Source organism: Staphylococcus petrasii (assembly GCF_002902565.1).
Classification (GTDB): Bacteria; Bacillota; Bacilli; order Staphylococcales; family Staphylococcaceae; genus Staphylococcus; species Staphylococcus petrasii.
Genome location: NZ_PPRC01000011.1, coordinates 1 through 25,044, shown reverse-complemented (window position 1 = coordinate 25,044; position 25,044 = coordinate 1). Strand labels below are relative to the sequence as shown.

26 protein-coding genes and 1 pseudogene are annotated in these 25,044 nt (G+C 35.0%); 17 read left to right on the top strand and 10 right to left on the bottom strand.

From position 1 onward, the window contains the following. Positions 1-18: 18 nt before the first annotated feature. Positions 19-267: a hypothetical protein gene (locus CD127_RS02725; RefSeq protein ID WP_103297365.1), complete on the bottom strand. Its 249-nt coding sequence runs from the start codon at positions 265-267 to the stop codon at positions 19-21. A gap of 327 nt (positions 268-594) precedes the next feature. Continuing rightward, a complete protein-coding gene (gene nagA / locus CD127_RS02720; RefSeq protein ID WP_103365678.1) occupies positions 595-1,749 on the bottom strand; it encodes an N-acetylglucosamine-6-phosphate deacetylase in 1,155 nt (384 codons plus the stop codon). A 201-nt stretch (positions 1,750-1,950) separates the two neighbouring features. Between nagA and CD127_RS02715 the strand changes: the two genes are divergently transcribed. The 8 genes from CD127_RS02715 (at position 1,951) to CD127_RS02685 (ending at position 9,437) form a co-directional block, all read left to right on the top strand. After that, positions 1,951-3,567, top strand: a complete 1,617-nt coding sequence (locus CD127_RS02715; protein WP_103365677.1) for a BCCT family transporter — start codon at positions 1,951-1,953, stop codon at positions 3,565-3,567. Between the two features lie 24 nt (positions 3,568-3,591). Next, positions 3,592-4,377, top strand: a complete 786-nt coding sequence (locus CD127_RS02710; protein ID WP_103365676.1) for a putative hydro-lyase — start codon at positions 3,592-3,594, stop codon at positions 4,375-4,377. Positions 4,378-4,682: 305 nt separating this feature from the next. Then, entirely contained in the window at positions 4,683-6,101 is a 1,419-nt protein-coding gene (locus tag CD127_RS02705; protein WP_103365675.1) for an anion permease, read from the top strand. 137 nt (positions 6,102-6,238) lie between these two features. After that, positions 6,239-6,406 carry a hypothetical protein gene (locus tag CD127_RS12600; protein WP_167409893.1) on the top strand — a complete coding sequence of 56 codons (168 nt, stop codon included), beginning with the start codon at positions 6,239-6,241 and terminating at the stop codon, positions 6,404-6,406. Between the two features lie 496 nt (positions 6,407-6,902). Beyond that, positions 6,903-7,160, top strand: a complete 258-nt coding sequence (locus CD127_RS02700) for a hypothetical protein (RefSeq protein WP_103365674.1) — start codon at positions 6,903-6,905, stop codon at positions 7,158-7,160. Between the two features lie 163 nt (positions 7,161-7,323). Continuing rightward, a complete protein-coding gene (locus CD127_RS02695) occupies positions 7,324-7,821 on the top strand; it encodes an HTH domain-containing protein (RefSeq protein WP_160148970.1) in 498 nt (165 codons plus the stop codon). 81 nt (positions 7,822-7,902) lie between these two features. Next, positions 7,903-8,610 (top strand): hypothetical protein, encoded by a 708-nt coding sequence (locus CD127_RS02690; protein WP_103365673.1) that lies wholly within the window; start codon positions 7,903-7,905, stop codon positions 8,608-8,610. A gap of 11 nt (positions 8,611-8,621) precedes the next feature. Then, positions 8,622-9,437 (top strand): hypothetical protein, encoded by an 816-nt coding sequence (locus CD127_RS02685; RefSeq protein WP_103365672.1) that lies wholly within the window; start codon positions 8,622-8,624, stop codon positions 9,435-9,437. Positions 9,438-9,490: 53 nt separating this feature from the next. Here the strand turns inward: CD127_RS02685 and CD127_RS02680 are convergent, their stop codons facing one another. From CD127_RS02680 to CD127_RS02670, 3 genes are all read right to left on the bottom strand, one after another. Continuing rightward, positions 9,491-10,729 (bottom strand): hypothetical protein, encoded by a 1,239-nt coding sequence (locus CD127_RS02680; RefSeq protein WP_103365671.1) that lies wholly within the window; start codon positions 10,727-10,729, stop codon positions 9,491-9,493. A gap of 307 nt (positions 10,730-11,036) precedes the next feature. Then, positions 11,037-12,002: a biotin synthase BioB gene (gene bioB, locus CD127_RS02675; protein WP_103365670.1), complete on the bottom strand. Its 966-nt coding sequence runs from the start codon at positions 12,000-12,002 to the stop codon at positions 11,037-11,039. 173 nt (positions 12,003-12,175) lie between these two features. After that, positions 12,176-13,366 carry an NADH-dependent flavin oxidoreductase gene (locus tag CD127_RS02670; RefSeq protein ID WP_103365669.1) on the bottom strand — a complete coding sequence of 397 codons (1,191 nt, stop codon included), beginning with the start codon at positions 13,364-13,366 and terminating at the stop codon, positions 12,176-12,178. A 237-nt stretch (positions 13,367-13,603) separates the two neighbouring features. Between CD127_RS02670 and CD127_RS02665 the strand changes: the two genes are divergently transcribed. From CD127_RS02665 to CD127_RS02630, 8 genes and pseudogenes are all read left to right on the top strand, one after another. Further along, a complete protein-coding gene (locus CD127_RS02665; RefSeq protein ID WP_103365668.1) occupies positions 13,604-14,605 on the top strand; it encodes an LLM class flavin-dependent oxidoreductase in 1,002 nt (333 codons plus the stop codon). A gap of 21 nt (positions 14,606-14,626) precedes the next feature. Beyond that, positions 14,627-14,968, top strand: coding sequence for a glycine cleavage system H family protein (locus CD127_RS02660; protein ID WP_103365667.1), 342 nt, complete (start codon positions 14,627-14,629; stop codon positions 14,966-14,968). Further along, a complete protein-coding gene (locus CD127_RS02655; protein WP_103365666.1) occupies positions 14,969-15,769 on the top strand; it encodes a protein-ADP-ribose hydrolase in 801 nt (266 codons plus the stop codon). A gap of 28 nt (positions 15,770-15,797) precedes the next feature. Further along, positions 15,798-16,714, top strand: a pseudogene (locus tag CD127_RS02650) (SIR2 family NAD-dependent protein deacylase). After that, positions 16,674-17,696: a lipoate--protein ligase gene (locus CD127_RS02645; protein ID WP_103297347.1), complete on the top strand. Its 1,023-nt coding sequence runs from the start codon at positions 16,674-16,676 to the stop codon at positions 17,694-17,696. Before CD127_RS02650 ends, CD127_RS02645 begins: the two are co-directional and overlap by 41 nt. Before the next feature lie 239 nt (positions 17,697-17,935). Further along, positions 17,936-18,277, top strand: a complete 342-nt coding sequence (locus CD127_RS02640; protein ID WP_103365664.1) for a hypothetical protein — start codon at positions 17,936-17,938, stop codon at positions 18,275-18,277. Positions 18,278-18,288: 11 nt separating this feature from the next. After that, positions 18,289-18,477, top strand: coding sequence for a helix-turn-helix transcriptional regulator (locus CD127_RS02635; protein WP_103365663.1), 189 nt, complete (start codon positions 18,289-18,291; stop codon positions 18,475-18,477). 23 nt (positions 18,478-18,500) lie between these two features. Beyond that, positions 18,501-18,716 (top strand): hypothetical protein, encoded by a 216-nt coding sequence (locus CD127_RS02630; RefSeq protein ID WP_103365662.1) that lies wholly within the window; start codon positions 18,501-18,503, stop codon positions 18,714-18,716. A gap of 271 nt (positions 18,717-18,987) precedes the next feature. On the opposite strand, the gene arcC is transcribed toward CD127_RS02630, so the two are convergent. Together arcC and argF are read right to left on the bottom strand one after the other, a co-directional pair. Then, the gene (gene arcC / locus CD127_RS02625; protein WP_103365661.1) at positions 18,988-19,917 is read right to left on the bottom strand and encodes a carbamate kinase; all 930 of its coding nucleotides are present in this window, start codon (positions 19,915-19,917) and stop codon (positions 18,988-18,990) included. Positions 19,918-19,935: 18 nt separating this feature from the next. Further along, positions 19,936-20,934: an ornithine carbamoyltransferase gene (argF, locus tag CD127_RS02620; RefSeq protein ID WP_103297344.1), complete on the bottom strand. Its 999-nt coding sequence runs from the start codon at positions 20,932-20,934 to the stop codon at positions 19,936-19,938. An 802-nt stretch (positions 20,935-21,736) separates the two neighbouring features. Between argF and CD127_RS02615 the strand changes: the two genes are divergently transcribed. Next, positions 21,737-22,516, top strand: a complete 780-nt coding sequence (locus CD127_RS02615) for a CPBP family intramembrane glutamic endopeptidase (RefSeq protein ID WP_160148969.1) — start codon at positions 21,737-21,739, stop codon at positions 22,514-22,516. 414 nt (positions 22,517-22,930) lie between these two features. Here the strand turns inward: CD127_RS02615 and CD127_RS02610 are convergent, their stop codons facing one another. From CD127_RS02610 to CD127_RS02600, 3 genes are all read right to left on the bottom strand, one after another. Next, the gene (locus CD127_RS02610) at positions 22,931-23,335 is read right to left on the bottom strand and encodes an NINE protein (protein ID WP_103365659.1); all 405 of its coding nucleotides are present in this window, start codon (positions 23,333-23,335) and stop codon (positions 22,931-22,933) included. Between the two features lie 159 nt (positions 23,336-23,494). Beyond that, positions 23,495-24,322: a CPBP family intramembrane glutamic endopeptidase gene (locus tag CD127_RS02605; protein WP_103365658.1), complete on the bottom strand. Its 828-nt coding sequence runs from the start codon at positions 24,320-24,322 to the stop codon at positions 23,495-23,497. A 36-nt stretch (positions 24,323-24,358) separates the two neighbouring features. Continuing rightward, entirely contained in the window at positions 24,359-24,694 is a 336-nt protein-coding gene (locus tag CD127_RS02600) for a helix-turn-helix domain-containing protein (RefSeq protein ID WP_103365657.1), read from the bottom strand. Positions 24,695-25,044 lie beyond the last annotated feature (350 nt).

Genomic DNA, 25,044 nt, shown 5'->3' with positions numbered 1-25,044 from the left:
CTGTCCTTTAGTTATCTATTATGAATGTTTAAATAATTTTAAAATTAAAGACATAATAATACTTACAATTGCAATAATCGCAAAAGTAATTGCGAAGATTAATTCAGTTTGATGTAAGTTGAAGTGTAAATGAAAATCACTAAAACTGTTAAACGTGCTATAAACAAGTAAGTTAAGTACAAGTACAGCGATTAAAGCTATAACAGACAACCATCCCAAAGTTGTGAAGAAATTTTTTGCACTTGGAAATCTTAAGTCATGTTGCACCGTGATAGCCCCCTTTCTTATTAAGATTTTAATTTTTCACATAGTTAATTTTTATATTCACTTATTTTCACAATTTTAAACCTATAAAAATATAAATGCGCACAATATGTGTGCGCATCAGACTGTAGACAAACCCTTTCACTCTTTGTCACTTTATGCGTACCTAGCTCATTTACTTTTAGTAAACTCCCGTCGTTACGCATTTCATTTCCTCGATTGACAAGGGTTTTCTGACAGTCTTTGTATTTGTATGACTTTGTCTACAAGTCAACAACTCTATATATAACTCATCTTTCAATTTTTCATATTTTGACTATGCGGGTAGTCTTAAAAGTGATGAATTGTGCCCGCTTTAATTGTTTTACTAATTTCAATTTCATTATTTGCTATAACGATATCCGCGTCTTTACCAATCGCTAAACTACCTTTAATATCATCAATTTTCAATGCTTTCGCTTGGTTTAAACTAGCTACACGCCATAAATTCTCCAATGAATCATGTGTATACGTCATTAAATTACGTAGGCCATCATTCATTCTTAGAATACTACCTGCTAAAGCACCACTTGCTAATCTTGCTTCTTTACCTTTAACGATAACGTTTTGACCGCCTAAGTCATATTCACCGTCTTTCATGCCTTTAGCGCGCATAGCGTCTGTAATTAAATACATATGTTCATTGCCTTTTTGTTTATAGGCAATATTAACTGAAGCAGGATGTGAATGTACCCCATCAACAATGATTTCAGTATTTAAGCCTTTATTTGTCCATGCTGCACCAAAGACACCTGGATCACGATGTTCAAATGGTGTTGCTGCATTATAAAGATGAGTAATGTGTTTAGCGCCATGTTCAACCGCTTCGTTTGCTTCATCAAATGTAGCTACTGTGTGTCCCATTGAGAAGATGATATCGTCATGTAAGGCATTTAATGTTTCATGCGCACCTTCTACTTCTGGCGCAAATGTTATGATTTTAATTTGTCCGTTCGCAATTTCTTGGAAATGTTGAATTTTAGTTACTGAAGGACGTTGTACATATTTTGGATTTTGCGCGCCTACTTTATGTTCTGAAATAAATGGTCCTTCTAAATGAACACCACCGATTTCTGCTGCCTCACCTTTTTGTTGGTCCGCTTGATAAGCCACAATATTTTTCAACGCTTTTTCAATGTTCTCGTCTGATTGTGTCATTGTTGTCGCTAAGAACGTCGTTGTGCCTTCCGATAACAATTGTTCTGCTAAATGTTTCAATCCTTCATATGACGCGTCCATAGCATCTTCACCGTATCCGCCATGAATGTGAATATCGATAAATCCTGGTAAGATATTTTGTCCTTTAGCATCTACTTGTTGTAAATCGCCTGTATACTCGCCTTCTTGAATATCACTTATTTTACCATCTTCTACTACAAGATATCCATTTTCAATAACTTGTTCTTCTGTATAAATTCTTCCATTAGTAATGACATAGTTCGACATGATATACCTTCTTTTCTTAAATATTGTTCTAAATTCATAACAATTATAGCATTTCAGATATTCAATTTATTACTTTGGAAAAAGTTTTCATCCTTGTCCTCAATATAATTAAATTTTAAAAAGATTGAATTTTGAAAAAACTCAAATTTATAGTTATACTCATACTAAATAACTAAAACAAAGGGATGACTTAATTGAAAGATGACGGATAAGCGAAAAAAGAACAATAAATTAGTTTATTTTATATCTGTAATTATTATTTTTATCATTACTGCAACTGCTGGGTTCTTTCCTAAAGCCTTCGGGGCACACGCACAAAGTGTCTATGACTTTATTTCTAATTCATTCGGTTGGCTATTCTTACTTATTATATTTATTCTAGATATCTTTTTAATTGCTTTAGCTATTTCTCGTTATGGTCGTTTTAAATTGGGTAGCGATGATGAAGAACCTGAATTTTCATTCTTATCTTGGCTAGGTATGTTATTTTCTGCTGGTCTTGGTGTCGGTATCGTCTTTTGGGGTGTAGCTGAACCTCTCACGCACTACCTTCATTCACCTTTTCCAGAAAAAGTTTCAGACCAATCGGCAGAATCTGCACGACTTGCGATGGGATACACCTTCTTCCATTGGGGCATCTCACAATGGTCTATCTTCGCTATGGCGGGATTAATAGTAGCATACTTCCAATTTCGCAAAAAACGAGATGGGTTAATTTCAACAGCAATGGAACCTGTCTTTGGAGAAGCTTATAAACGACCAATTCGAAATATTATCGATATCTTAGCCATTATTTCAACTGTAATGGGTATCGCAACGTCGATTGGTCTAGGAATTATGCAGATTAGTGGTGGGCTGAATCACGTCTTTCATGTACCTAATACAAATTTCACTAAAATATCTATCACTATATTGATGGTCTGCATTTTCTTAGGATCAGCGATTACAGGCTTAAATAAAGGCGTGAAGTGGTTGAGTAATATCAACATTATATTAGGTGCTGTATTACTTTTATTCATGCTAATTTTCGGAGATTTGAAATTCATTTTAGAATCGTACACCTTAGCAATCGGTGACTATATTCGTCATTTTGTTGAGTATAGTTTACGTATTGACCCTTATACTGGTAAGAATGCTTGGATTCAGCAATGGACCGTATTCTATTGGGCATGGGTTATTTCTTGGTCTCCATTTATCGGTGGCTTCGTTGCTCGAGTATCTCGCGGTCGTACGATTCGCGAATTTATCATTTGTGTATTGATTATGCCACCACTTATTTCATTTGTGTGGATTGCTGGCTTCGGTGGCATGGCTGTAAAAATTGCCATGGGTGGAGATAATATTGCTCAACTTGTTGATAAAGATTATACAGTTGCACTTTTCGAATTACTATCTAAATTTCCACTCGCAGACATTACAAGTGGTTTAGCCATCATCTTAATTTTCTTACTTATCGTCACAAGTGCAGATTCAACAACGCATATTGTGGCTGGCATGGCAACTGGTGGAGATGAGAACCCTAAAGTTAAACATAAAGTCATTTGGGGCTTACTGATTGGTGCTATTTCCGTCGCTATGACGATTGCCGGTGGTTTAACTAGTTTACAAACCGCTTCAGTCGTTACTGGTTTACCGTTTTCAATTATTTTATTATTAATGACCATTTCAATTATGCGCGCATTACGTCGAGAACACACCAAGCATTTCCAAATGTCTTATATTAATGATGACAAAGATTATTCTATTCCTTTAGAAAAACGTGAAAAAGAAACCGAAGCTCAGAAAAAGAAAGACAACAATAACCAGACAAAAGACTAACATGAAATAAAGGAGGCATTTATTATGAATTATGCGCAAAAGTCCCCTAGTGAACTACGCCAATTGATTCGTGAAGGTAAATTAACAGACCATACAAGTGGCATGGCAAAGGGGTATATTCAAGCAAATGTCGTTATCTTACCTTCCGCTTATGCTTATGATTTTTTAAAATTTTGCTTTAGAAATCCAAAGACGTGCCCATTATTAGACGTTTCAGAAGTAGGTTCACCTTCTTTTCCTTATTTCGGAAAAGATGCAGATATTCGTACAGAAGTGCCCAAATATCGTATTTATGAACATGGCAAACTCATTAGAGAAACAGATGACATCACTGACCTTTACACCGAAGACATGGTGAGTTTCCTTATTGGCTGTAGCTTCACCTTTGAACATGCACTCCTAGAAGCTGGCGTTCCCGTGCGTCATATCGAAGAAGCACACAACGTCCCTATGTATCGTACAAACATTCCAGCCGAACCTAGCGGACAATTTAAAGGTAATATCACCGTAAGTATGCGCCCAATGACCATCGCTCAAGCCATCCAAGCAACCGAAATCACATCGCACTTCAAGAACGTTCATGGCACGCCTATTCACATCGGCTCACCCGAAGAACTAGGCATCAACAATATTAACGAACCAGATTACGGCGAACCCGTGACCATTAAAGCCGGCGAAGTCCCAGTATTCTGGGGTTGCGGCGTCACACCACAATCCGTCGCACTAGACACCAAACCCGACATCATGATCACCCACTCCCCAGGCCACATGTTCATCACAGACATTAAAGATAGCGAATTGAGTAATTAATTCTTTTGAAAAGAAACCAGCAGATACCTAGCGACACAACTTTATCGCATATAGCTGCTGGTTTTTAGTGTTTCGGCAATGCCCTCTGTAGTAGACATGATACTTTAGCATTCCGTCATAGTTACCACCTAAAAATCCACATATTCCAATTCCTAAATTCGCGCCCAATTTTCTATTGAATTTTCCAAAATAAAATAATGAGAAATATTCTCAATTAATTACTTATAGCCTCTGTACAATCTTTAAAAATAGGTCTATTCTAATGTATGAAATATTGAAAAAATAGATTGAAAGAAGGTTTCGTTATGGATAATTCTGTTCAGTATAAGAAATTTATACTGCCCGTAGTTATCGGTGTCATTCTTGCATTAATTACGCCGTTCAGACCTGAGGCATTAAGTATGCAAGCTTGGCTCATGTTCGCTATCTTTGTAGCGACTATCGTTGGCTGTATTACACAACCAATGTCAATCGGTGCCGTATCTATCCTCGGTTTTACTCTTACCGTATTAGTTGGCGTCGTTGATACTAAAACAGCCGTTCAAGGCTTTGGTAATCCTAGTATTTGGCTAATTGCAATGGCGTTCTTCATTTCAAGAGGTTTCGTGAAGACAGGTCTTGGTCGTCGAATTGCCCTCCAATTCGTTAAACTTTTCGGGAAAAAGACGCTCGGATTAGCCTACTCCCTTGTCGGCGTTGATTTAATCTTAGCCCCAGCTACACCTAGTAACACTGCGCGTGCTGGTGGTATTATGTTCCCTATTATTCAATCTTTATCAAAATCATTCGATTCAGATCCTAAACAAGGGACTGAACGTAAAATGGGTGCATTCTTACTCTTCACAGAGTTCCAAGGTAACTTAATTACTGCGGCAATGTTCTTAACAGCGATGGCTGGTAACCCTCTAGCCCAAAACTTAGCTGAAAAGACAGCACATGTGCACATTACTTGGATGAATTGGTTCTTAGCAGCAATCGTTCCAGGGTTAATTTCTCTAATTGTAGTGCCATTTATTATTTATAAAATGTATCCACCTACAGTTAAAGAAACGCCAGATGCTAAAAAATGGGCTGAAGATCAACTTTCTGAAATGGGTGGTATTTCTAAAGCTGAAAAATTCATGATTGGTATCTTTATTGTCGCTTTACTATTGTGGATGACAGGTAGTTACATTGGTATAGATGCCACTTTAACAGCATTTATTGCTTTATCATTATTACTCATCACAGGCGTGTTGAATTGGAAAGATGTTTTAAACGAAACAGGCGCTTGGAATACATTAGTTTGGTTCTCAGTACTTGTTATGATGGCCGACCAATTAAACAAACTTGGCTTCATTCCTTGGTTAAGCCATCTTATCGCTCATAGTTTAGGTGGTTTAAGTTGGCCAATTGTACTTATCATCTTAATCGTATTCTATTTCTACTCACACTATTTATTCGCAAGTTCAACAGCTCACGTAAGTGCGATGTATGCCGCTTTACTTGGCGTAGCTGTAGCAGCTGGTGCGCCTCCGTTATTTAGTGCATTAATGTTAGGTTTCTTCGGTAACTTAATGGCTTCTACAACACATTACAGTAGTGGTCCAGCACCAATCATTTACGGCGCCGGTTATATAAGTCAAAAACGTTGGTGGTTAATGAACCTTGCTCTAGGTATCGTTTACTTCATTATTTGGCTAGGCATCGGCTCACTATGGATGAAACTCATCGGACTGATGTAATTATAAGAAGGAATTCAATGTTAAATTGGATTCCTTTTTTATTATCTTAGATTTAATGTTATGTAAAAATAAACTTGTTAACAATATAATAATATATATAATTTATAAAACTATTTATACAAAGGCGGTTGATTAACATGATACCAGAAGAAAGAGGTTCTTATACATTATCTCAAGAAGAAGCGATTATATTTGCAACTGCAGAATTTAAACCATTTAAAAATCTCCTTGAAAATGAATTAACTACAGCAAATTTACTTGAACTATATGAAAAAATTGAGAAAAGTAAATCATCGAATTTATAATCTTTCCGACTTTGATGACTACTCAAATACAAGTAATTCATTTTTAAAATTTCTCCAAGATAATATCAATCAATTTACTACTTCTTCTAACCCCTCTATAACATCTTACTTACAAAATAAAGCTTTACTTTTATTCTCTACGTACTTATTTTATAGTTGATACAGACACTTTAGAAATCATTGGTTATTTTTGTTTAAAAATAGTCAATATCAAATTCGAAACTAATATATCTTGAGGTATTAAAAAAGGAAAGCTTGTCTCAGGATTTTATAAATTTAATTAATTACTTGTCTTTAACATTAAAAACACACTTGAGTGTCGCATAACGTGCGACACTCAAGTGTTGGCGCCGCCATTACCGATTCACGGTAATGGCGGTTTTTTACGTTCTTTTTATCTTCTTTCTCCCCTTTAACATTCCGTTCTTCGTAAGAGAAAAAAAGTCGCCTTGGCAGGCGCCTTTAGTTTCCGACATGAAGAAACGGAGGTGAAACTATGCTTTATGACATTATTACTGAACAGTTAGCTAAATATAATGAAACACCTAGCAATATCGTTAGCTATTACGAACAAATTGAGTTCGGTCTTGCTCAAGGCAATGAACAACATTTACTCGAGTGCTATTTTCAGAGAATTTTCCATTATTTAAATCATTTGGATAATACACGTCATTTACTACAACAAATCGCAACGACGCTTCATGAATTGACAGAGTGGTATGTATTACATTCATATGTCCTAGGAAATGATTAGTTAGACATCATTCGACTATCCATTTTCAGAAAAAATGAATATATCGCACAAAATTAAATGAAATTAAGATTTTTATAAAATTAAAACTTTCATCTAAATGACTCATGTTGTCTAGGGTCGTTTTTTATAATGAAAATAGGTTTCGTGAAGGGAAGAAATGCGAATGGAACAGGCATATAGAGTACTTAATATCTACTCTAAATTGTTGAAAAAACAAACTGTAAATAAGGCAGATTTAGCCAAACAATTTGAAGTTAACCCAAGGACGATTCAAAGAGATATAGACAATATCCGATATTATCTACATGAAGCTAATCTTCACTCGGATGTTGAAGAGGAAATCACTTTTGATCAGAGTAAAAACAGTTATTTTATCAAAAGTATGCATAAAAATATGGGAACGCCACTTCAAGCTACTAAAGTGACTTATGAAATCACACCTCATTTATATCAAAAAATGAAAAATAACTACGACATTAAAGTATTACAACGAACTTCAAAGTCTCTCACTGTTGAAATTGAAGTGAGTACGAGAGAAGCGATTGAGTTATGTTTCAATCATAGAAAATCATTACGTCTTATATCCCCAACTACACTACTCAATCAATTCACTACAGAACTTATTAAACTTCAAATGATTTATTTAAGACACGAAGTTTGAAAATGGGACCAAGGGCAATAAGAGTTCATTTCTTAATTGCCCTTACATCATAATAATCAACTACTTAAAGGAGAATGAAATATGAAGAAAATAAAATATTTAATCGCATTGATCATTATAGGTTTATTAATCCCTACTCTAACAGGATGTAGTAAAAGCATCGAACATAAAAAAGACATTTCAATTAAAGACATTATTAACGATAAAAAAGAACACCTTCTTTATATGGTTAGTAATAAAGATGGCGAACCTAAAGTGGAAGGTTTTTATTTAACTAAAAATGGCCAAATGAAAATGATTGGCTTAGACCCAGATTCAGCTGTGCCACTAGATTTTGCTCATAAGTTAGATGTGGATGATGTGAAGAAAATGCTCGATAGTAAACATAAATCTTATGAAGAAACACCTTACCATGATGTTAACTCGTATCTTGAAGTAACCACTGAAAATGGTAAACCCATAATGACACTAGTAACTACAAAGAAAATATCTGAGAAAAAAGCAAAGGAAGATTTTAATAGTGCTTTAGATTCAGTAGACCCAGGAAAAGATAGTTACTTCTTTTATACTAACGTTTCTACAGGTCAATCCCAAGGTCCTACTAAAGACGGGGAATATACTGGCCAATTTGCAATTGATCCTTCAGCCATACCCGGTAGTTCAGCAGATGACTCAGATTATAAGTATATGATGATTAAGCTTGATAATAAGGACCAAAAGATTGTAGATCTTTCTCCAAAAGATAAAGACGTTACACAAATCAAATTTTCTGACTTTAAAACGAATTAAGGAGAGATAAAATGAATAATTCAAAAGAACAACTTATGTCAGATATTGCCCTAATGATTAAAGGAAAGACTCAAATTCAAAATTGTAACAACACTATTAATAAAGAAAATAATAAACTTCGAAAAATGACATTAAATAATATAAAAAGAAAGAATATGTTATTTTTCCTTTTACCAGCACTCGCGATTATGTTTTTATCAATTATTTTATTTCATTCAGTTGGTCTGTTCTTTATTGGTGCAATTGTTTTTGGTGTTTGGATTTTCCAGAATAAAAAAATTAAAAATCCCAGCAAACATTTCTTAACTTCTAATCGTTATGAAAATGCTCAAAAAGAAGTCTTCGAACAAGATAGCGCTAAACTTGCATTACAAAATATCCGTTCAAATCAAAGTACATTATCCGAAATCAATCAAACTTTAAATGCCTCTGGCGTTTATAATCGTATTCCAAACTCATACTCAAATATTGATGCATTAAGCGCAATGTTTAATTATCTATATAACCAACGTGCCGACACGTTAAAAGAAGCGATTAACTTATTTGAAACAGAATCACATCAAGCACGTTTAGAAGGTCAACAGAAACATATCCTTTCAAAAGTAACAGAGACAAGCATCGATGCTAGAGCGGCAAGATACGCTTCTAACTTAGCAGCAACGAACTCTGCCGCTTCAGCTCATTGGGCAAGAGAAGCATCTCACAACTCTGCAGAAGCGAGAGATTATGCAGCATCAGCAAATTATCATGCATCAGAAGCAAGTCGTAAAGCAGGTTACGCAGCAGCCGACGCCCACAAAGCACGCAAAAATACAGAAAGATTATAAAACTTTAAAACCACTTATCTAATCGCAATGATAGATAAGTGGTTTATATTTTATTAATCGTTATCTTCTAAAATAAGTGTCCCATGTTTAATTTTTAAATCTAAAAACTCTGATTCTTCTAATCTTCTTTCACATTTAGAAAGACTGTTATCACTTTTTTTAAGATTATCTTTTGATATTTTTCCGCTTGACTGATTTCTCTTTCCATTTCTACCTACACTTCTACTTGTAAAAAAGTAAAAATACTCATCTTCTATTTCTTTCAACATTTCTCTAATATCTTCATCACTAACTTTATAATCATTTTTTAATACTGTCTTAATTAAATTTTTCCATACCAAATCATATCTTCTAAATATAAACATTGGTTGAACATCATTACTTATATTTTGGTGCAAATATAAAGCTATCCTTCTTAAAATAATACGAGCACTCAATAATACCGTGTCTGCTTCTGTTTCAACTAGCTCTCTACCAAAGTTTTCATCACTAAATCCTAATTTTGGTTTTTTTGATCTAAAAGGAAATACTTCAAGATTACACGTCTTTAATTTTTTAGCATTTTCTTTTATTACGTTATAATTTTCTTCTTTAATTAACTCTTTTTTTAACTTTTGTAAAACTTGAGCATTAATGTTGTCTCTTGTTAAAAGAGGATAAAAATACTCACCTAAATAGTAAAATCGATTTCTTAATTTCTTAACGCCACTCATCAATTCATTAATCTCTGACTTTTCTAAGTTAATTAGTTGGATTAATTCTTTTTTTAACATTGAGCTTTCAGTATCCACAATATGCTCTTTAATTTTCTCTTCATTTGAGTAGTTTGAGAAGTGTGCACTTAAATCTCCAGTGTTTGTGACTTCAAATTTTCTAAAGAAATCTTCCAAATTTTTAGGAGCCGGGCTTTTTTTATTTCTTTTATTTCTTTTCTTATCTTCAAGCGCAATATTAGGATTAAGTAAGCATTGAAAAATTGTTGCTTTATCAATATCGCCATGTACTTGATTAGGCAAACCATAATGAATGTTCTCAGGAAATTTTTTTCTTTTATCTGTTTTTAAATATTTGTTTTCTAAATCCTCTTCTATTGCTAACCAAGAAAAGCTTTCACTATCGTAATTGAAATTGCCAGTAAAATAATTAGATTCATTTTCTTTATCCATTATCTTCAAGTAATTATTAATAAGATGTGTAGCTCTTTCTTGCTCCCACGGATTATACTTTTTCATAAATTCATCTGTATCCATAATCGTATTTTCTAATAGTAGCTTTTCAAATTTTTCTTTCATTTTTCTCATCCCTATTCTTTAAAAGTATTGAGATATTTGTGTAGCTTTATGTCAGTCTCAACACTGATATTTAAGCATTTAATAGGGACACTATATGGGGTTCACTTTTATTATGGCTATATGTATAAAACTTCTTTCCTTTGAATTAAAAACCGAACCCAAATCATTACTTTTAATCTAGGCTCGGCTTAACTCACTACTTATTAAATTTGGTCGAATTAGTTTTCTTCAATATCTTTAATTGTGTCTACATCATTCTTTGGTTTTGTCCCATGAATATGTTGGCTATCATTATCGGCTTTACCTTTTAGCCGTCAATTTCAAATCCTAAATCTTCTATCATTTGGTAATCGAGTTCGTTAGGTTGTCCACCTGTGATTAAGTAGTCGCCTACAAAGATTGAGTTTGCTGCTTTTAAAGCTATGGCTTGTAGTGAACGTAAATTCACTTCGCGTCCTCCTGCGATACGTATTTCTTTTGTTGGGTTAATCAATCGGAACATCGCTATGATTCTCAAACATTTCATTGGCGATAATAAATCCAGTCCTCCGAATTTTGTGCCTTTAATCGGATGTAAGAAGTTAATCGGAATACTGTCTGCGTCGATTTCTTTCAACGCGAAAGCCATGTCGATAATATCTTCATTTGTTTCACCCATTCCACAAATCACGCCTGAACATGGTGAAATATTATGTGCTTTCATCATTTCAACGGTATGCACGCGATCTTCATATGTATGTGTAGTCACGACTTCGCTATGGTATCTTTCGCTTGTATTTAGGTTGTGATTATAACGATCAACGCCCGCTTCTTTTAATTTTTCTGCTTGTTCTTCGTTTGTTAATCCTAAGCATGCACAGATTTTTAATTGTGGATGCACCGCTTTAATTTCTTCCACTGTGTCGCAAATGTGGTCGACCTCTCTATTTTTTGGTCCTCGGCCGCTCATCACGATACAGTAAGTGCCGATATGATTATCTGTCGCTACTTGTGCTCCTGCTTTAATTTTTTCAGGTTCTACTAAGGCGTAACGCTGTTTTTGTTTGATTTTGACGGATTGTCCGCAGTAACCGCAGTCTTCTGAACAGATTCCGCTTTTTGCATTTAATATCATATTTAATTTTACTTTTTTGCCGAAGTAGTGCTTTCTCACGATATACGCTTCATTTAATAATTCGAATGTGTCAACTGCCGGATTTTCAAATAATTCTAAAGCTTCGTTTTTGCTTAATAAACCTTGGTTTAAGATACGTTCTGCTAAATTTAAATTCATGTTGTTTCATACTCCCTATCTTTTAAAATGGCCCTATGATACGTTATCGACTAATAATGTAAACTATTTATAATTATAAGTTTACATTAAAACTAACACGAATTAAACTTTTCCTTGAAAATAAAAGAAAACCACATTGATTCTTTTTACAAAATCAATGTGGTCTTACCTCATTATTCGTCATAATTTTTCTCGAGTTTGCGTAGTTCGTCGCGTGTTTTCTTCTGTAAGCCTTCGCCGTAATCCATCATTTGAACAATATCTTTAAATGCAGCGTGCGGAATAGCCAATTCATCTAATTCTTCGGGTTTCACATGTAAATCAATATCATCTTCGCGACCTTCCGCTAATTTGTGTACGAAGTCGGGCTCTGTCACGAATGGTGAGGACATGCCAACCATATCGGCGTTGTTCAATGCATCTAATGCGGTTTCTGGTGAATTAATACCGCCACTTGCAATTAACGGTACACGTCCATCTAAATATTCATAAACTACTTGGTTCACACGGCGTCCGTAATTCTCGCCTGGCGTACGTGTCTTATTTTGATAAATATTGCGTCCCCAACTCGCAATTGCCAAATATTGAATATTTGCGACTTCTAACACCCAATCCAAATGTTGATTAAATTCATCGACGGTATAGCCTAAATCACTACCTCTGGTTTCTTCTGGTGTCGCTCTATATCCGAAAATGAAGTCGTCCGGCGCTTCTTGATCAATCACATTTTGTACTGCTTCCATGACTTCTAAGCCAAATCGTGCTCTATTCTCTAGCGTATCCACGCCATATTCATCATGACGTTTATTTGAAAATGTGGAGAAGAATGTTTGGATTAACAAGCGTTGTGCTACTGATATTTCCACACCATCGAAGCCAGCTTTAATTGCACGTGATGTCGCATCGGCATATTGTTGAATGACTTCATGAATTTTCTCTACGGACATTTCCAATACGTTATGTTTGATTGGCGAGTGTAATGTCATAGGACTTGGTCCGTACACCTCGCCATAGTTCATAATTGCCGTGTTTGAGAATCTGCCGGCATGTGCGAGTTGAATAATCGCTTTATTGCCGTCTTGCTTCATAGCTTGAGCCACTTTTCTCAAACCTGGGATACAATCATCATCAGAAATGTTAAAACCGTATTCGAATAATTGGCCATACGGTTCAATATATGCGGCGCCTGTCACTTGTAATGGCGCTGAGCTAGCACGTCGCTTGGCATAGCGTATATCTTCCTCCGTAATATGGCCTTCTTTCGTAGAAGAATTGGTCGTCATTGGAGACAACACGAAACGGTTAGCTAATTTTATGCCATTCGGTAAAGTAATTGGTTGTAATAAGGGTTGATATTGTGTCATTATCGGCATCCTCTTTCGTCCATGATGTATTATTTCCAAAGTAACACGCCACATCTCAATACTCAATCGACTTGTTTGTGAACACCTTCCTTTCCCTTTTCCGAAAAGAAAAACATTGCCTGGGAAATCTTTCCTGTTAGCAAAGCAAAATTTAACAAAAACTGTACAAACACGTTAAAATAGGAGTGGGTATATAAATCAAGGGAATGGTACTTTACAGTTGGAGATGAGTGTCCGATGGAATTCAGTATTTTAGATTATGCCATGATAGATGAAGGCAAAGACGCAGCACAAGCGTTGCAAGATACGACAAGACTAGCGAAACTCGCGGACGACTTAGGTTACAAACGTTTCTGGTTAACAGAACATCATGATGTGCCAGCCTTTGCGGGCAGTAGTCCAGAGTTACTCATGATGCACCTTTTAGGACAAACTGAACGGATTAAATTAGGTTCTGGTGGGGTCATGTTGCCTCATTATAGTCCATTTAAAGTGGCGGAGAACTTCAAGATGTTGGAGGCATTGTATCCCGGTCGTGTCGATTTAGGGATTGGGAATAATCCTGGTACCGCGATAGTGAAGCGCGCGATGGATGAGGATAAAGCCGACTATCTTGATTATAGACAAAGTATCGAGGATATTCGTAGTTATTTAACTCAACCGCCTGAGAAACAGCGTGTTGGGAAAGTGATTGCGCAACCGCAGATTACTCGCCATCCTGAAATGTGGCTCTTAAGTACGAGTCAACGCTCTACCAAGTTTGCGGCTACGCAAGGTATGGGCTACACGTTGGGTACGTTTTTACTACCTAGCCAGGATAAAATAGATGCGGCGAAAAACAGCGTTGCGACGTATCGTAGTCATTTTCAAAAAACAGAATTAAACATGGCGCCTAAGGTGATGTTAACGGCGTTTATGATTGTGACGGATACGGAAGATGAGGCACAGCAACTGTTGCATGCGCTTGATGTGTGGTTGTTAGGCAAACGTCAATTTGCGGAATTCGAGCGTTTCCCATCCATCGAAACTGCGAAGGACTATCAACTGAATGATCGTGACAAACGACTCATCGCACAACATCGCGCACGCATCTTAGCTGGCACTGTAGAACAAGTGAAACCGCGCTTGGATGCGATGATTGAGGCTTTCGAAGCAGATGAAGTCTTGGTCGTGCCATTATTACCAGGTATCGAACAGCGATGCCGTACAATCGAACTCTTAGCACACGCGTATTTATAAATAGAGAAAGGATGTTATGACATGGCTAAATTAGCTAATTATTTATATGTAGAAAAAGTAGAAAACCAATATATCTATAGAATGACACCTGAACTTCAAGACGATGTAGGTACAGTAGGTTATGTAGAATTTATGGGTGCTGACGACGTGAACGTGAACGATGAAATTGTCAGCATTGAAGCGTCTAAAACAGTATTAGATGTGCAATCACCACTTGCAGGTAAAATCGTGGAACGTAATACAAAAGCTGAAGATGAACCTTCAATCTTAAATTCTGAAAAACCAGAAGAAAATTGGTTAGTTAAATTAGAAAATGTAGATGAAGAAGCATACAATGCATTACCAGATCCGGATGACGAATAAATGGTAAACACACAAGAAGAACGTCTGGCTTATTTAATCCGTGCGATGTGGAAAGAGGCGCATGGGAATAAGCCGTTAGACTACCCTGACACTGCCGAGGCACAATGGGAGCTTTATCGTGGATTAGCTAACGTGCGTCCACCGAAGCCTGTGTCTTCGGCATTTTTAGAAGTACAAAATGCATATTTATCTACATTGAATAACCAACAAGACATTACACACATTGAAGATTTAACACCTGTGTTAGGTGAGCAACTTTATTTATGGCAAGGCGACATTACGACGCTTGCCGTAGACGGAATTGTGAACGCGGCAAACAGTCGTTTCTTAGGTTGTATGCAAGCGAACCATAATTGTATCGACAATATTATTCATACAAAAGCGGGCGTTCAATTGCGCTTAGCTTGTGCAGACATCATTGAGCAACAAGGCCGTAAAGAAGGCGTGGGCAAAGCTAAAATCACGTCAGGCTATAATTTGCCAGCTAAACATGTGATTCATACTGTAGGACCACAAATTCGCAAACGTCCTGTATCTCAAATGAACAAAGATTTGCTTGCACGTTGTTATCGCAGTTGCTTAGAACTTGCCGACGAACATGGTCTACAACACTTAGCGTTCTGTTGTATTTCAACAGGTGTCTTTGGCTTCCCACAAGATGAAGCGAGTCGCATTGCGATTGACACGACGCTGGCCTATCTTCAAGAGACAGGTTCTTCGCTTAAAGTCATCTTCAATGTGTTCACAGATAAAGATTTAGCATTATATGAGGAGGCTTTCGCTGATGACAACAGAGACTAATACAGACGCTAAGTGGCAGGCACTTGAACTGGCTCGCCATGAGAACGCTGAGCAATATGAAGTATTAGCTCAAGCTATTGATGAAGCCGACGCCGTTGTTGTAGGGATAGGCGCTGGGATGTCTGCGTCAGATGGCTTCACATATATCGGTGAGCGTTTCACGAAGCATTTTCCGGACTTTATAGAAAAATATAACTTCTTCGATATGTTGCAAGCGAGTCTGCATCCGTTTGACAGTTGGCAGGAATATTGGGCGTTCGAAAGTCGCTTTGTGAAGCTCAATTACTTAGATCAACCCGTGGGCCCATCTTATGTTGCGCTAAAAGAGATGTTAGCCGACAAAGATTATCACATTATCACTACTAATGCGGATAACGCCTTCGCGGTGGCAGATTATGATATGAATAAAGTCTTCCACATTCAAGGCGAATACATTCTTTGGCAATGTAGCCAACATTGTCATGCACAAACTTATCGTGATGACGATGCGATTCGCGAAATGGTGGCGCAACAAGAAGATATGAAGATTCCATATGAACTCATTCCGCACTGTCCAAAATGCGATGCGCCAATGGAAATCAACAAGCGTAAAGCACAAGTCGGCATGGTAGAAGACGCAGATTTCCACGCACAATTAGATCGCTATAATGCCTTCTTAGAGGCGCACAAAGATGGCAAAGTCTTATATTTAGAAATTGGAATTGGCTACACAACACCACAGTTTGTTAAACATCCGTTCCAACGCATGACACGTCACAATCCAGATGCGGTATTTATGACTTTAAATAAAAAAGCCTATCGTATCCCGAAAAATATTCAAGATAGAACAATTCATTTAACTGAAGATATCGCCTCATTAATTATTAACGCACAAAGAAAATTAACAACTTAGGAGACGAGAACGATGTATTTAATAGAACCTATTCGAAATGGCCAATATATTGACGATGGTGCCGTAAACTTAGCAATGCAAGTTTATGTGAACAACCACATCTTCCTAGATGAAGACATTTTATTACCGTATTACTGCCAACCAAAAGTAGAAATTGGTCGCTTTCAAAATACGGCAGTAGAAATTAACCAAGACTATGTAGATGACAACGATATTAAAGTCGTACGTCGTGATACAGGCGGTGGCGCAGTTTATGTTGACGATGGCGCCGTAAACGTATGTTGTATTTTAGAACAAGATACCTCTATTTATGGCGACTTCCAACGTTTCTACCGCCCTGCCATTCAAGCGCTTCATAATTTAGGCGCAACAGACGTCATTCAAAGTGGTCGTAACGACTTAGCATTGAATGATAAGAAGATTTCTGGCGCGGCTATGACGATATTGAATAATCGTATTTATGGCGGTTACTCATTGTTGCTTGATGTCGATTACGAAGCTATGGTTAAAGTGTTGAAACCTAACCGTAAGAAGATTGAATCTAAAGGTATTAAATCTGTGCGCGCTCGCGTCGGTCAAATTCGTGATTCACTAGATCCGAAATATAAAGATATTACGATTGAAGAATTTAAAGATTTAATCATCATGCAAATTATGGGCATCGATGACATTAAAGATGCCAAACGCTATGAACTAACAGACGAAGATTGGGCTGGCATCGATAAATTGCTTGCTGAAAAGTATGATAATTGGGAATGGAACTATGGTCGTTCTCCACGATATGAATACAACCGTAACGACCGTTTTAGTTGTGGCACAATTGATATTACATTATCTATTGAACATAACCGTATTGCCGCTTGTCGTATTTATGGCGATTTCTTTGGCCAAGGTGACATTCACGATGTCGAAGAACACTTACTTGGCACACGTATGGTCAAAGCAGATTTAATCGAACGTCTTAACGACATTGATTTAAATTACTATTTTGGAAAAGTAACTGCCGAAGAACTAACCGACTTTATTTTAAGTTAATATGGGGAAATTTTAGAGGTCTGGACGTCTTACTTCAGACAACCCTCACACTTACCTATTGTAGTTTGAAGCCTATGATTACGCACATTAGCGTAGATCGTAGGCTTTTTTTATATGGAAAATGATCAACATACTGTGTTTATATTATTAGCGCTTAAAATGTAAAAAGAATTTGACATTATCATTAAAGATGTTAATCTAAAAGTGTAAAAAACTTTTGACATTTTGAGGTGGAATGTATGCTTTATATCTTACTATTCGTCAGCGTTCTAATCTTTGGAATAATCTGGACTATCTTTACAAATAAATTTTTACCTAAAGAAACATACCAAGCTAAAGGTACTGATACAACTGGTTATGATGAGCGCCAACGTACTATGTTTTTAGAAATTTTTGCTAAAACATTTGTAGGATTAGTCTATACCTTTTTCATAGCTATGATCCTAAAGATATTCGCATTGTATCAAGGACGTCATACAATTTATCCATTTAACGAATTTCCTGAATTGGGCTATATTTTAATTGTAGCTTTACTGTTAATCAGTAATTACCTTATAGTTAAGAAGAAATACACGCCTTAGGACTGATTAGTATGAAAAATAAAATACGAGACTATCGAAAACAAATTGGTATGTCTCAAGATACTTTAAGCAAAAATGTCAATGTATCTCGACAAACGATTAATGCTATAGAAAACAATAAATACGATCCAACTTTACAACTCGCATTTAAATTAGCCAAACAATTTGATACTACTGTAGACGACTTATTTACTCCTTAAAATAAAAACAAAGGGTGAGAAATATGTTAAAAAAACAAGATGAAATGGAACAACATCAATTTAATGTAGCAGCCAAATGGACCAACCTTTATTTCTTTATCGCTTTACTCATTTATAACCTGTATATCAAAGTTACAACTGGCACTTTTAATGTCGTTTGGCTTATTATGCTTGTTGGTTTAGTAATTTACTGGGGAATTGTCACATATTTAAAATACAGCACTCGAGTTAAAGATTAGACTAATATAAGTGTTTTTCATTATATTGTATTTCTATTCAATGTTGCATTTTTACACCAGTAGATACTATCATACAATTAATAAGTATATGGTATATATAACAAGCACCAATCCTCTCACTATCACGCATAGTGAGGGGATTTTTAAGCTCCCTTAATTTTCCCAAACACAAAAAAACTTGAGCTTAAATATGTAAATCACATATATTAAGCTCAAGCTCGTCTTAATTATTATAAATATATGGGGAGTTATATAATAACCATCATTAGTGTTATTTCTTAATTAGTGTACCAATTTTACCTTCTAAGGCATCGCCTAAATCTGCTAGAGATGTAATTAACACGCTACCTTCAGGGTTCTTTTCAATAAATTGTAATGCTGCTTCAACTTTAGGAAGCATACTACCTTTCGCAAATTGACCATCAGCAATATGTTTCTCCATATCAGCGACAGTGACTTCACCTAAACCTTCTTGATTATCTTTACCATAGTTAATATAAACATAGTCTACAGCAGTTAAGATAATTAATTGATCTGATTTCAAGTGAGCGGCTAATAAGGCACTTGTTTTATCTTTATCAATAACAGCGTCTACGCCTTTATAGTTACCTTGTTCTTTGACTACTGGAATACCACCGCCACCAGCTGCAATCACAAGAGTTTGATGCTTAATTAATGTTTCGATACTATCCAATTCAACGATATTAATAGGTTGTGGAGATGGAACGACACGGCGATAACCACGTCCTGAATCTTCTACAAATTGATAACCTTTTTCTTGCATCGTTTTATCTGCTTCTTCTTTAGAATAGAATAAGCCAATTGGTTTCGTAGGGTTTTTAAAGGCTGGATCGTCACCAGCTACTTCTACTTGCGTAACTAAAGTGACTACTTGTTTATCAATTCCTAATGAATGTAATTCATTTAATAAACTTTCTTGTAATTGATAACCAATGTAAGCTTGACTCATCGCACCACATTCAGGGAACGGGAATGGTGGGCCTTGCTCATGCTCAGCTGCATAGTTCAGACCTAAGTTGATACTACCTACTTGAGGCCCGTTACCATGACTGATAACAATTTCATATCCTTTATTAATTAAGCTAACTAAAGATTTAGCTGTTCCTTTTACTAATTCTAATTGCTCTTCAGGTGATTGTCCTAAAGCGTTACCACCTAAAGCCACCACGATTTTAGACATAGGTAGGTCCCCCTTCGATTATTCTCCTAAAGTTGCAACCATTACTGCTTTGATAGTGTGCGCTCTGTTTTCTGCTTCTTGGAAGACTACAGATTGTTCACTTTCAAACACTTCATTCGCAACTTCCATTTCAGTTAAGCCGTATTTTTCTTGAATTTCTTTACCGATTTTAGTTTCTGTATCATGGAATGAAGGTAAGCAGTGTTCAAAGATTGCACGAGGGTTACCCGTTTTTTCCATCATTTCTTTAGTTACACGGTAAGGTTCTAATAATTTGATACGTTCTTCCCAAACTTCTTCAGGTTCACCCATTGATACCCATACGTCTGTGTAGATAACGTCAGAACCTTTCACACCTTCATCAATATTGTCAGTTACTAAGATTTCTCCACCGTTTTTAGCTGCGATGTCTTTGCAACGATTTAATAATTCGTCAGTTGGGTTTAATTCTTTAGGACATACAAGGTGGAATGTCATACCCATGATTGCTGCCCCTTGCATTAATGCGTTTGCTACGTTGTTACGTCCATCACCCACGTATGTGAAATTGATTTCGTGGTAAGGTTTTTTCAAGACTTCTTTTGCTGTTAAAAAGTCTGCAAGTACTTGTGTAGGATGATCTTCGTCTGTTAAGCCGTTCCATACAGGTACGCCTGAATATTTAGCGAGTTCTTCCACTGTGCGTTGTGAGAAGCCACGGTATTCGATACCATCGTACATGCCACCTAATACGCGAGCAGTATCTTTAGCAGATTCTTTTTTGCCCATTTGGCTTCCAGTTGGTCCAAGATATGTCACGTGTGCGCCTTGATCGTATGCTGCTGTTTCGAATGCGCAACGTGTACGTGTAGAGTCTTTTTCAAAGATTAAAGCGATGTTTTTACCTTTAAGTTTTTGTTGTTCTATTCCCGCGTATTTTGCGCGTTTTAAATCTTCAGATAAATTTAGTAAAAATTCCACTTCTTTTTGTGAAAAGTCTAATAGTGTTAAAAAACTTCTGTTTCTTAAGTTTTGCATCTTGTACAACTCCTTTGTGATTTCTTTCACATTTATTGTAAGCGATTGCATAAAAGAATACAACACATTTTCAAATATCTAAAAAAATATTTATGTACAATTGACAAAATATTTACAATTACACGATATTTGAAATTTATTATGTATTTTGGCGTTACAATAAAAATGATTACCTGTATTTCTACGATTTTATTATTACACAAAATATGTAATAAATAAAAATAATAAGTAAACGTTTCTCAACAATTTTTAATATGTTATTAGTACTTTATAAAGAAGAAATATCAGTGAATTCATTTAATATAATTGAGTTCTAAGATAGATTTTCACTCACTTGAGTTGAGACGCTTGCCTAGGGTACAGTTTCAGACAGAAATTCCTCACAGATAAATCTGCGGGAATTTCTAAGGTCTTCAACTTGTACTGTTCCCTCAGGCGTCGCTCAACTACGTTTCGTTATCTATCTTAGAGTTGTTTAAATGAACACATTAGCATTTATATTCATACCTACAATACTCGTTAAAAGTCACACAACGCCATTCTTTATTTCTCTTACAGTCACTTACATTATTATATTAATATTTAATAATTTGCGTTCCCTCGTTGTTAAATACTTCCTTATCAACTATCACGACTTTCGTTAAAGCTATTTTCTAATTTTCAAATAATATTTATATCTAATGTAAAGTTTTTCTTAATTTTTTTGTGTTTTACTAGGTACAAATTTGTATATGTTAATATAAATTATATGTGCGTTTACATTTAATTCATGCACAAATATATTAGAAAGTGGGTTATTAGTTTGAAACAAGTTGATTCATTAAATGAGCAAAATAATCAAATAAATGACAAATCGGTTAGACCTAAAGGAAATCGATTTCTTAATGTATTGATTTTCTTCTTTTTTATGATTTTTATACAATTACCAGCTATTCTAGCTTTAAGTACATTAGGATTGGCAGTAACTAATAAAAGTTTAGGCTTAATCATCGGATTGGCTATAGGTTTTATAATTCTTTCAACATTGGTTATATGGGCAGTAAGAACATATTATCGTCGTCATACATATGAAAATATTCATCAATCTTTAAAAGGTAAAGATATTGGTATCAATATTTTATGGTTTATTGGTCTTCGAATTATGATCGTAATAATGAGTTTCTTAATGGTGGCTATTTACGGTCAACATCAATCTAATAATGATAAAGCATTAATGAAAAATTTAGAACGTATCGATACCTTAACACCCTCTATTATTATTGCTTTAATAATATTTTTTGTAGCAATAACTTTTGTAGCACCATATGTAGAGGAACATACTTTCCGAGGTATTTTCAAAGAAACTATCTTTAACAAAGGGTCATTTATTCTTCCGTTTATATTATCATCAGTTATCTTCTCTGCCAATCATAGTGCGGGAAATCTCATTGCTTTCTTAATGTACATGTTAATGGGGATGGGTTTGTATCTAGCATATAAACGTAGAGGAAGTCTAAAAGATAGTATATTTGTACATATGTTAAATAACGCTTATGCAAGCGTAGTACTCATTAGCGCCCTAATATCTATTATCATGAAATAACTCTCTATAATAATTATTCCTAAAAATAAATATTAAAATTATACTTTTTAGTGATAAAAAGGTTTCAATTATTAATGGATGGGTAAAATCAAATAGATACATAACATAAGTATCTGATCGGGGTTATTATAGTATAGTATTTCTGAAGTATTGAAATGTGCATACTCCTCTCATTTCAAACAAATTACTCCCTAAATTTTGAGTAAATTCTATATTGCTAAGCATCCCAACAAATAGAATGTTACTTTCCTGACATTTTATTAACACCCAAACATTTGTATTTTCCAAACTACTTATAGTGGTAAATTATGCACTTATAGTCCTCCCAATACTATAAGTGTATTTTTTATTTTTCGAAATAAAAATACCGATACTAAGACAACTATCTTAATATCGGTAGTTACTAAATTATATTTAAATATTACCTTGAGCATCTGCGGTTTTTATAAATGCTATAACGCCTTCTACCATACCAATTACACCTGGAATACCTGTCCAACAAAATAGTAAATATAAGACTGCTTTTCCATACTGTTTTCTATAAAAACGATGGGCACCAAATCCTCCAAGGAAAAAAGCTAAAGCTGCATAAACATATTTATTCACTATTATTTCGTCTCCTTTAACCAATTGATTTAAAGAAACGCCGAAAAGTTCTGTCATCTCCACCAAAGAATGCATATCTGGATAACTCACTTCTCGTTCCCAATTTGAAATAGAATGTCGAGAAACGTTTAGCTTTTCTGCTAATTTTTCTTGAGACATCTTTTTAGACTTCCTTAAGTTTCTAATTCGTTCCCCAACATTGTTATTTTTCAAATTGATCCGCTCCTTTTCGACCTCATCTTATGGTTAAAACCGTGTTTATTCTAGCGAAAATTATGAACAAATAGCTATTTTTTGCAGAAATTATACATTATTTAAAGCAATTTATATATTTTAGACCAACCGATATCGTGAGGTGTCTAAATTAAAATGTTATTGAGAATTCGCGCGAGGTATTTTTAATAAAACAAATATTGCTATTAAAAATATGACTATTGAAATAACAGAAGCGCTATTACCGTAGTCTCCTCCAGTTATTAATATGTTATTTGTCTTGGTAATGTATTGAATAACGCCGTAGTTTTCATTATGGGTTGTGACGTGAAGGAAATCTGCCATGTTCCAACATATATGTAAGAATGCACTTGCCCAAATAGAATTAAATTTATACGCCGTTAAACCGTATAAAATACCTGCAATTGTTCCACTGGTTAGTAATAACATTAGACTTACTCCAGACATCCATCCGTTAAACAAATGTACTGAAGCGAATAATATTGATGTAATTATGATAGCTATAGTGATGTTTGTTTTCTTTTCAATATAGCTCATCAATAAACCTCGTATTGTTAACTCTTCAGCTATTGGTGCACAAATGCCTCCCAAAACAACAATTTCAAATAACATTTCTAGATATTCAGTAGTGTTCTTTGTTTGAGTCACTTCAAAATGCCCTGGCACAAAGCAAATAAATATCAAAAACATTACTATTGGTATAAGCAAACCAATGATGATATAGCTTTTGTTGAATTGAACTTTATTGATACGATAATTCGCTAAGTTGTCTTTAAACAATTTATTTATAACTAATTTGACGAATACAAAGGTTAAAACTACATAAGTTATTGCATGTAAAACTGTTTCAAATAAATGTAAGTTTATTAAGTGCCATAGAATGGCTATGTTTTGGGCTACTATTGTAAGGATGAAAGTTAGAATAATAACACCAATGATTTTTATACTTTTATTTAATAAAGACATAAGCAACCTCCTAATTTATCTTAGGAGACCTATATTTTAACTTGTGAATATTTGAGAGATGGTGCCACAAATAATAATGACAATAATGAGTACAAACCACCATTTTTGAGATAAGAAATCCCAAAAATTTAAATGTTGAGGCGTTTGGTTTATCTCCTCTTTATGTAGCGCAGTTTCTTCTCCAGTTAATAACTCATCCGTTGAAATACCAAACTTCTCTGCCAATTGAACAATCATTTGAACATTCGGTTCGATTGTCCCTTGTTCCCATTTAGAAATAGTTTGTCGCGTCGTATGTAATTCAGTAGCTAATTGATCTTGAGTTAGATTATTCTTCTTTCGATGCTTTTTAATCTGTTCAGCAAGTTTCATAATATAGGTCACCTCACTTCAAACTTAGCAAGTTTATATGTAAATTTCCGCATACAAAATGGCGCATTGGATTGATATTAGTTAACATTCTGTATCCAAAATTTAGCATATCATGTTATTCATGCATTATTTATAAATTAATTAACCTTAAAAAATACTATATTGCAAGAATTTACTTAATCAATTTAGTATTACTGTAGTTTTCAGTATTTCGAGTAGACTTTAGAATTTTATCAAACAATTCTCTTTTAAATTCAAATTCCTCATTTATTTCAAAATATATATATTTTGCTATGTCACTAAAATATTCAGTATTAACTTCAAATAAATAAGACAAATCATCTATAAAC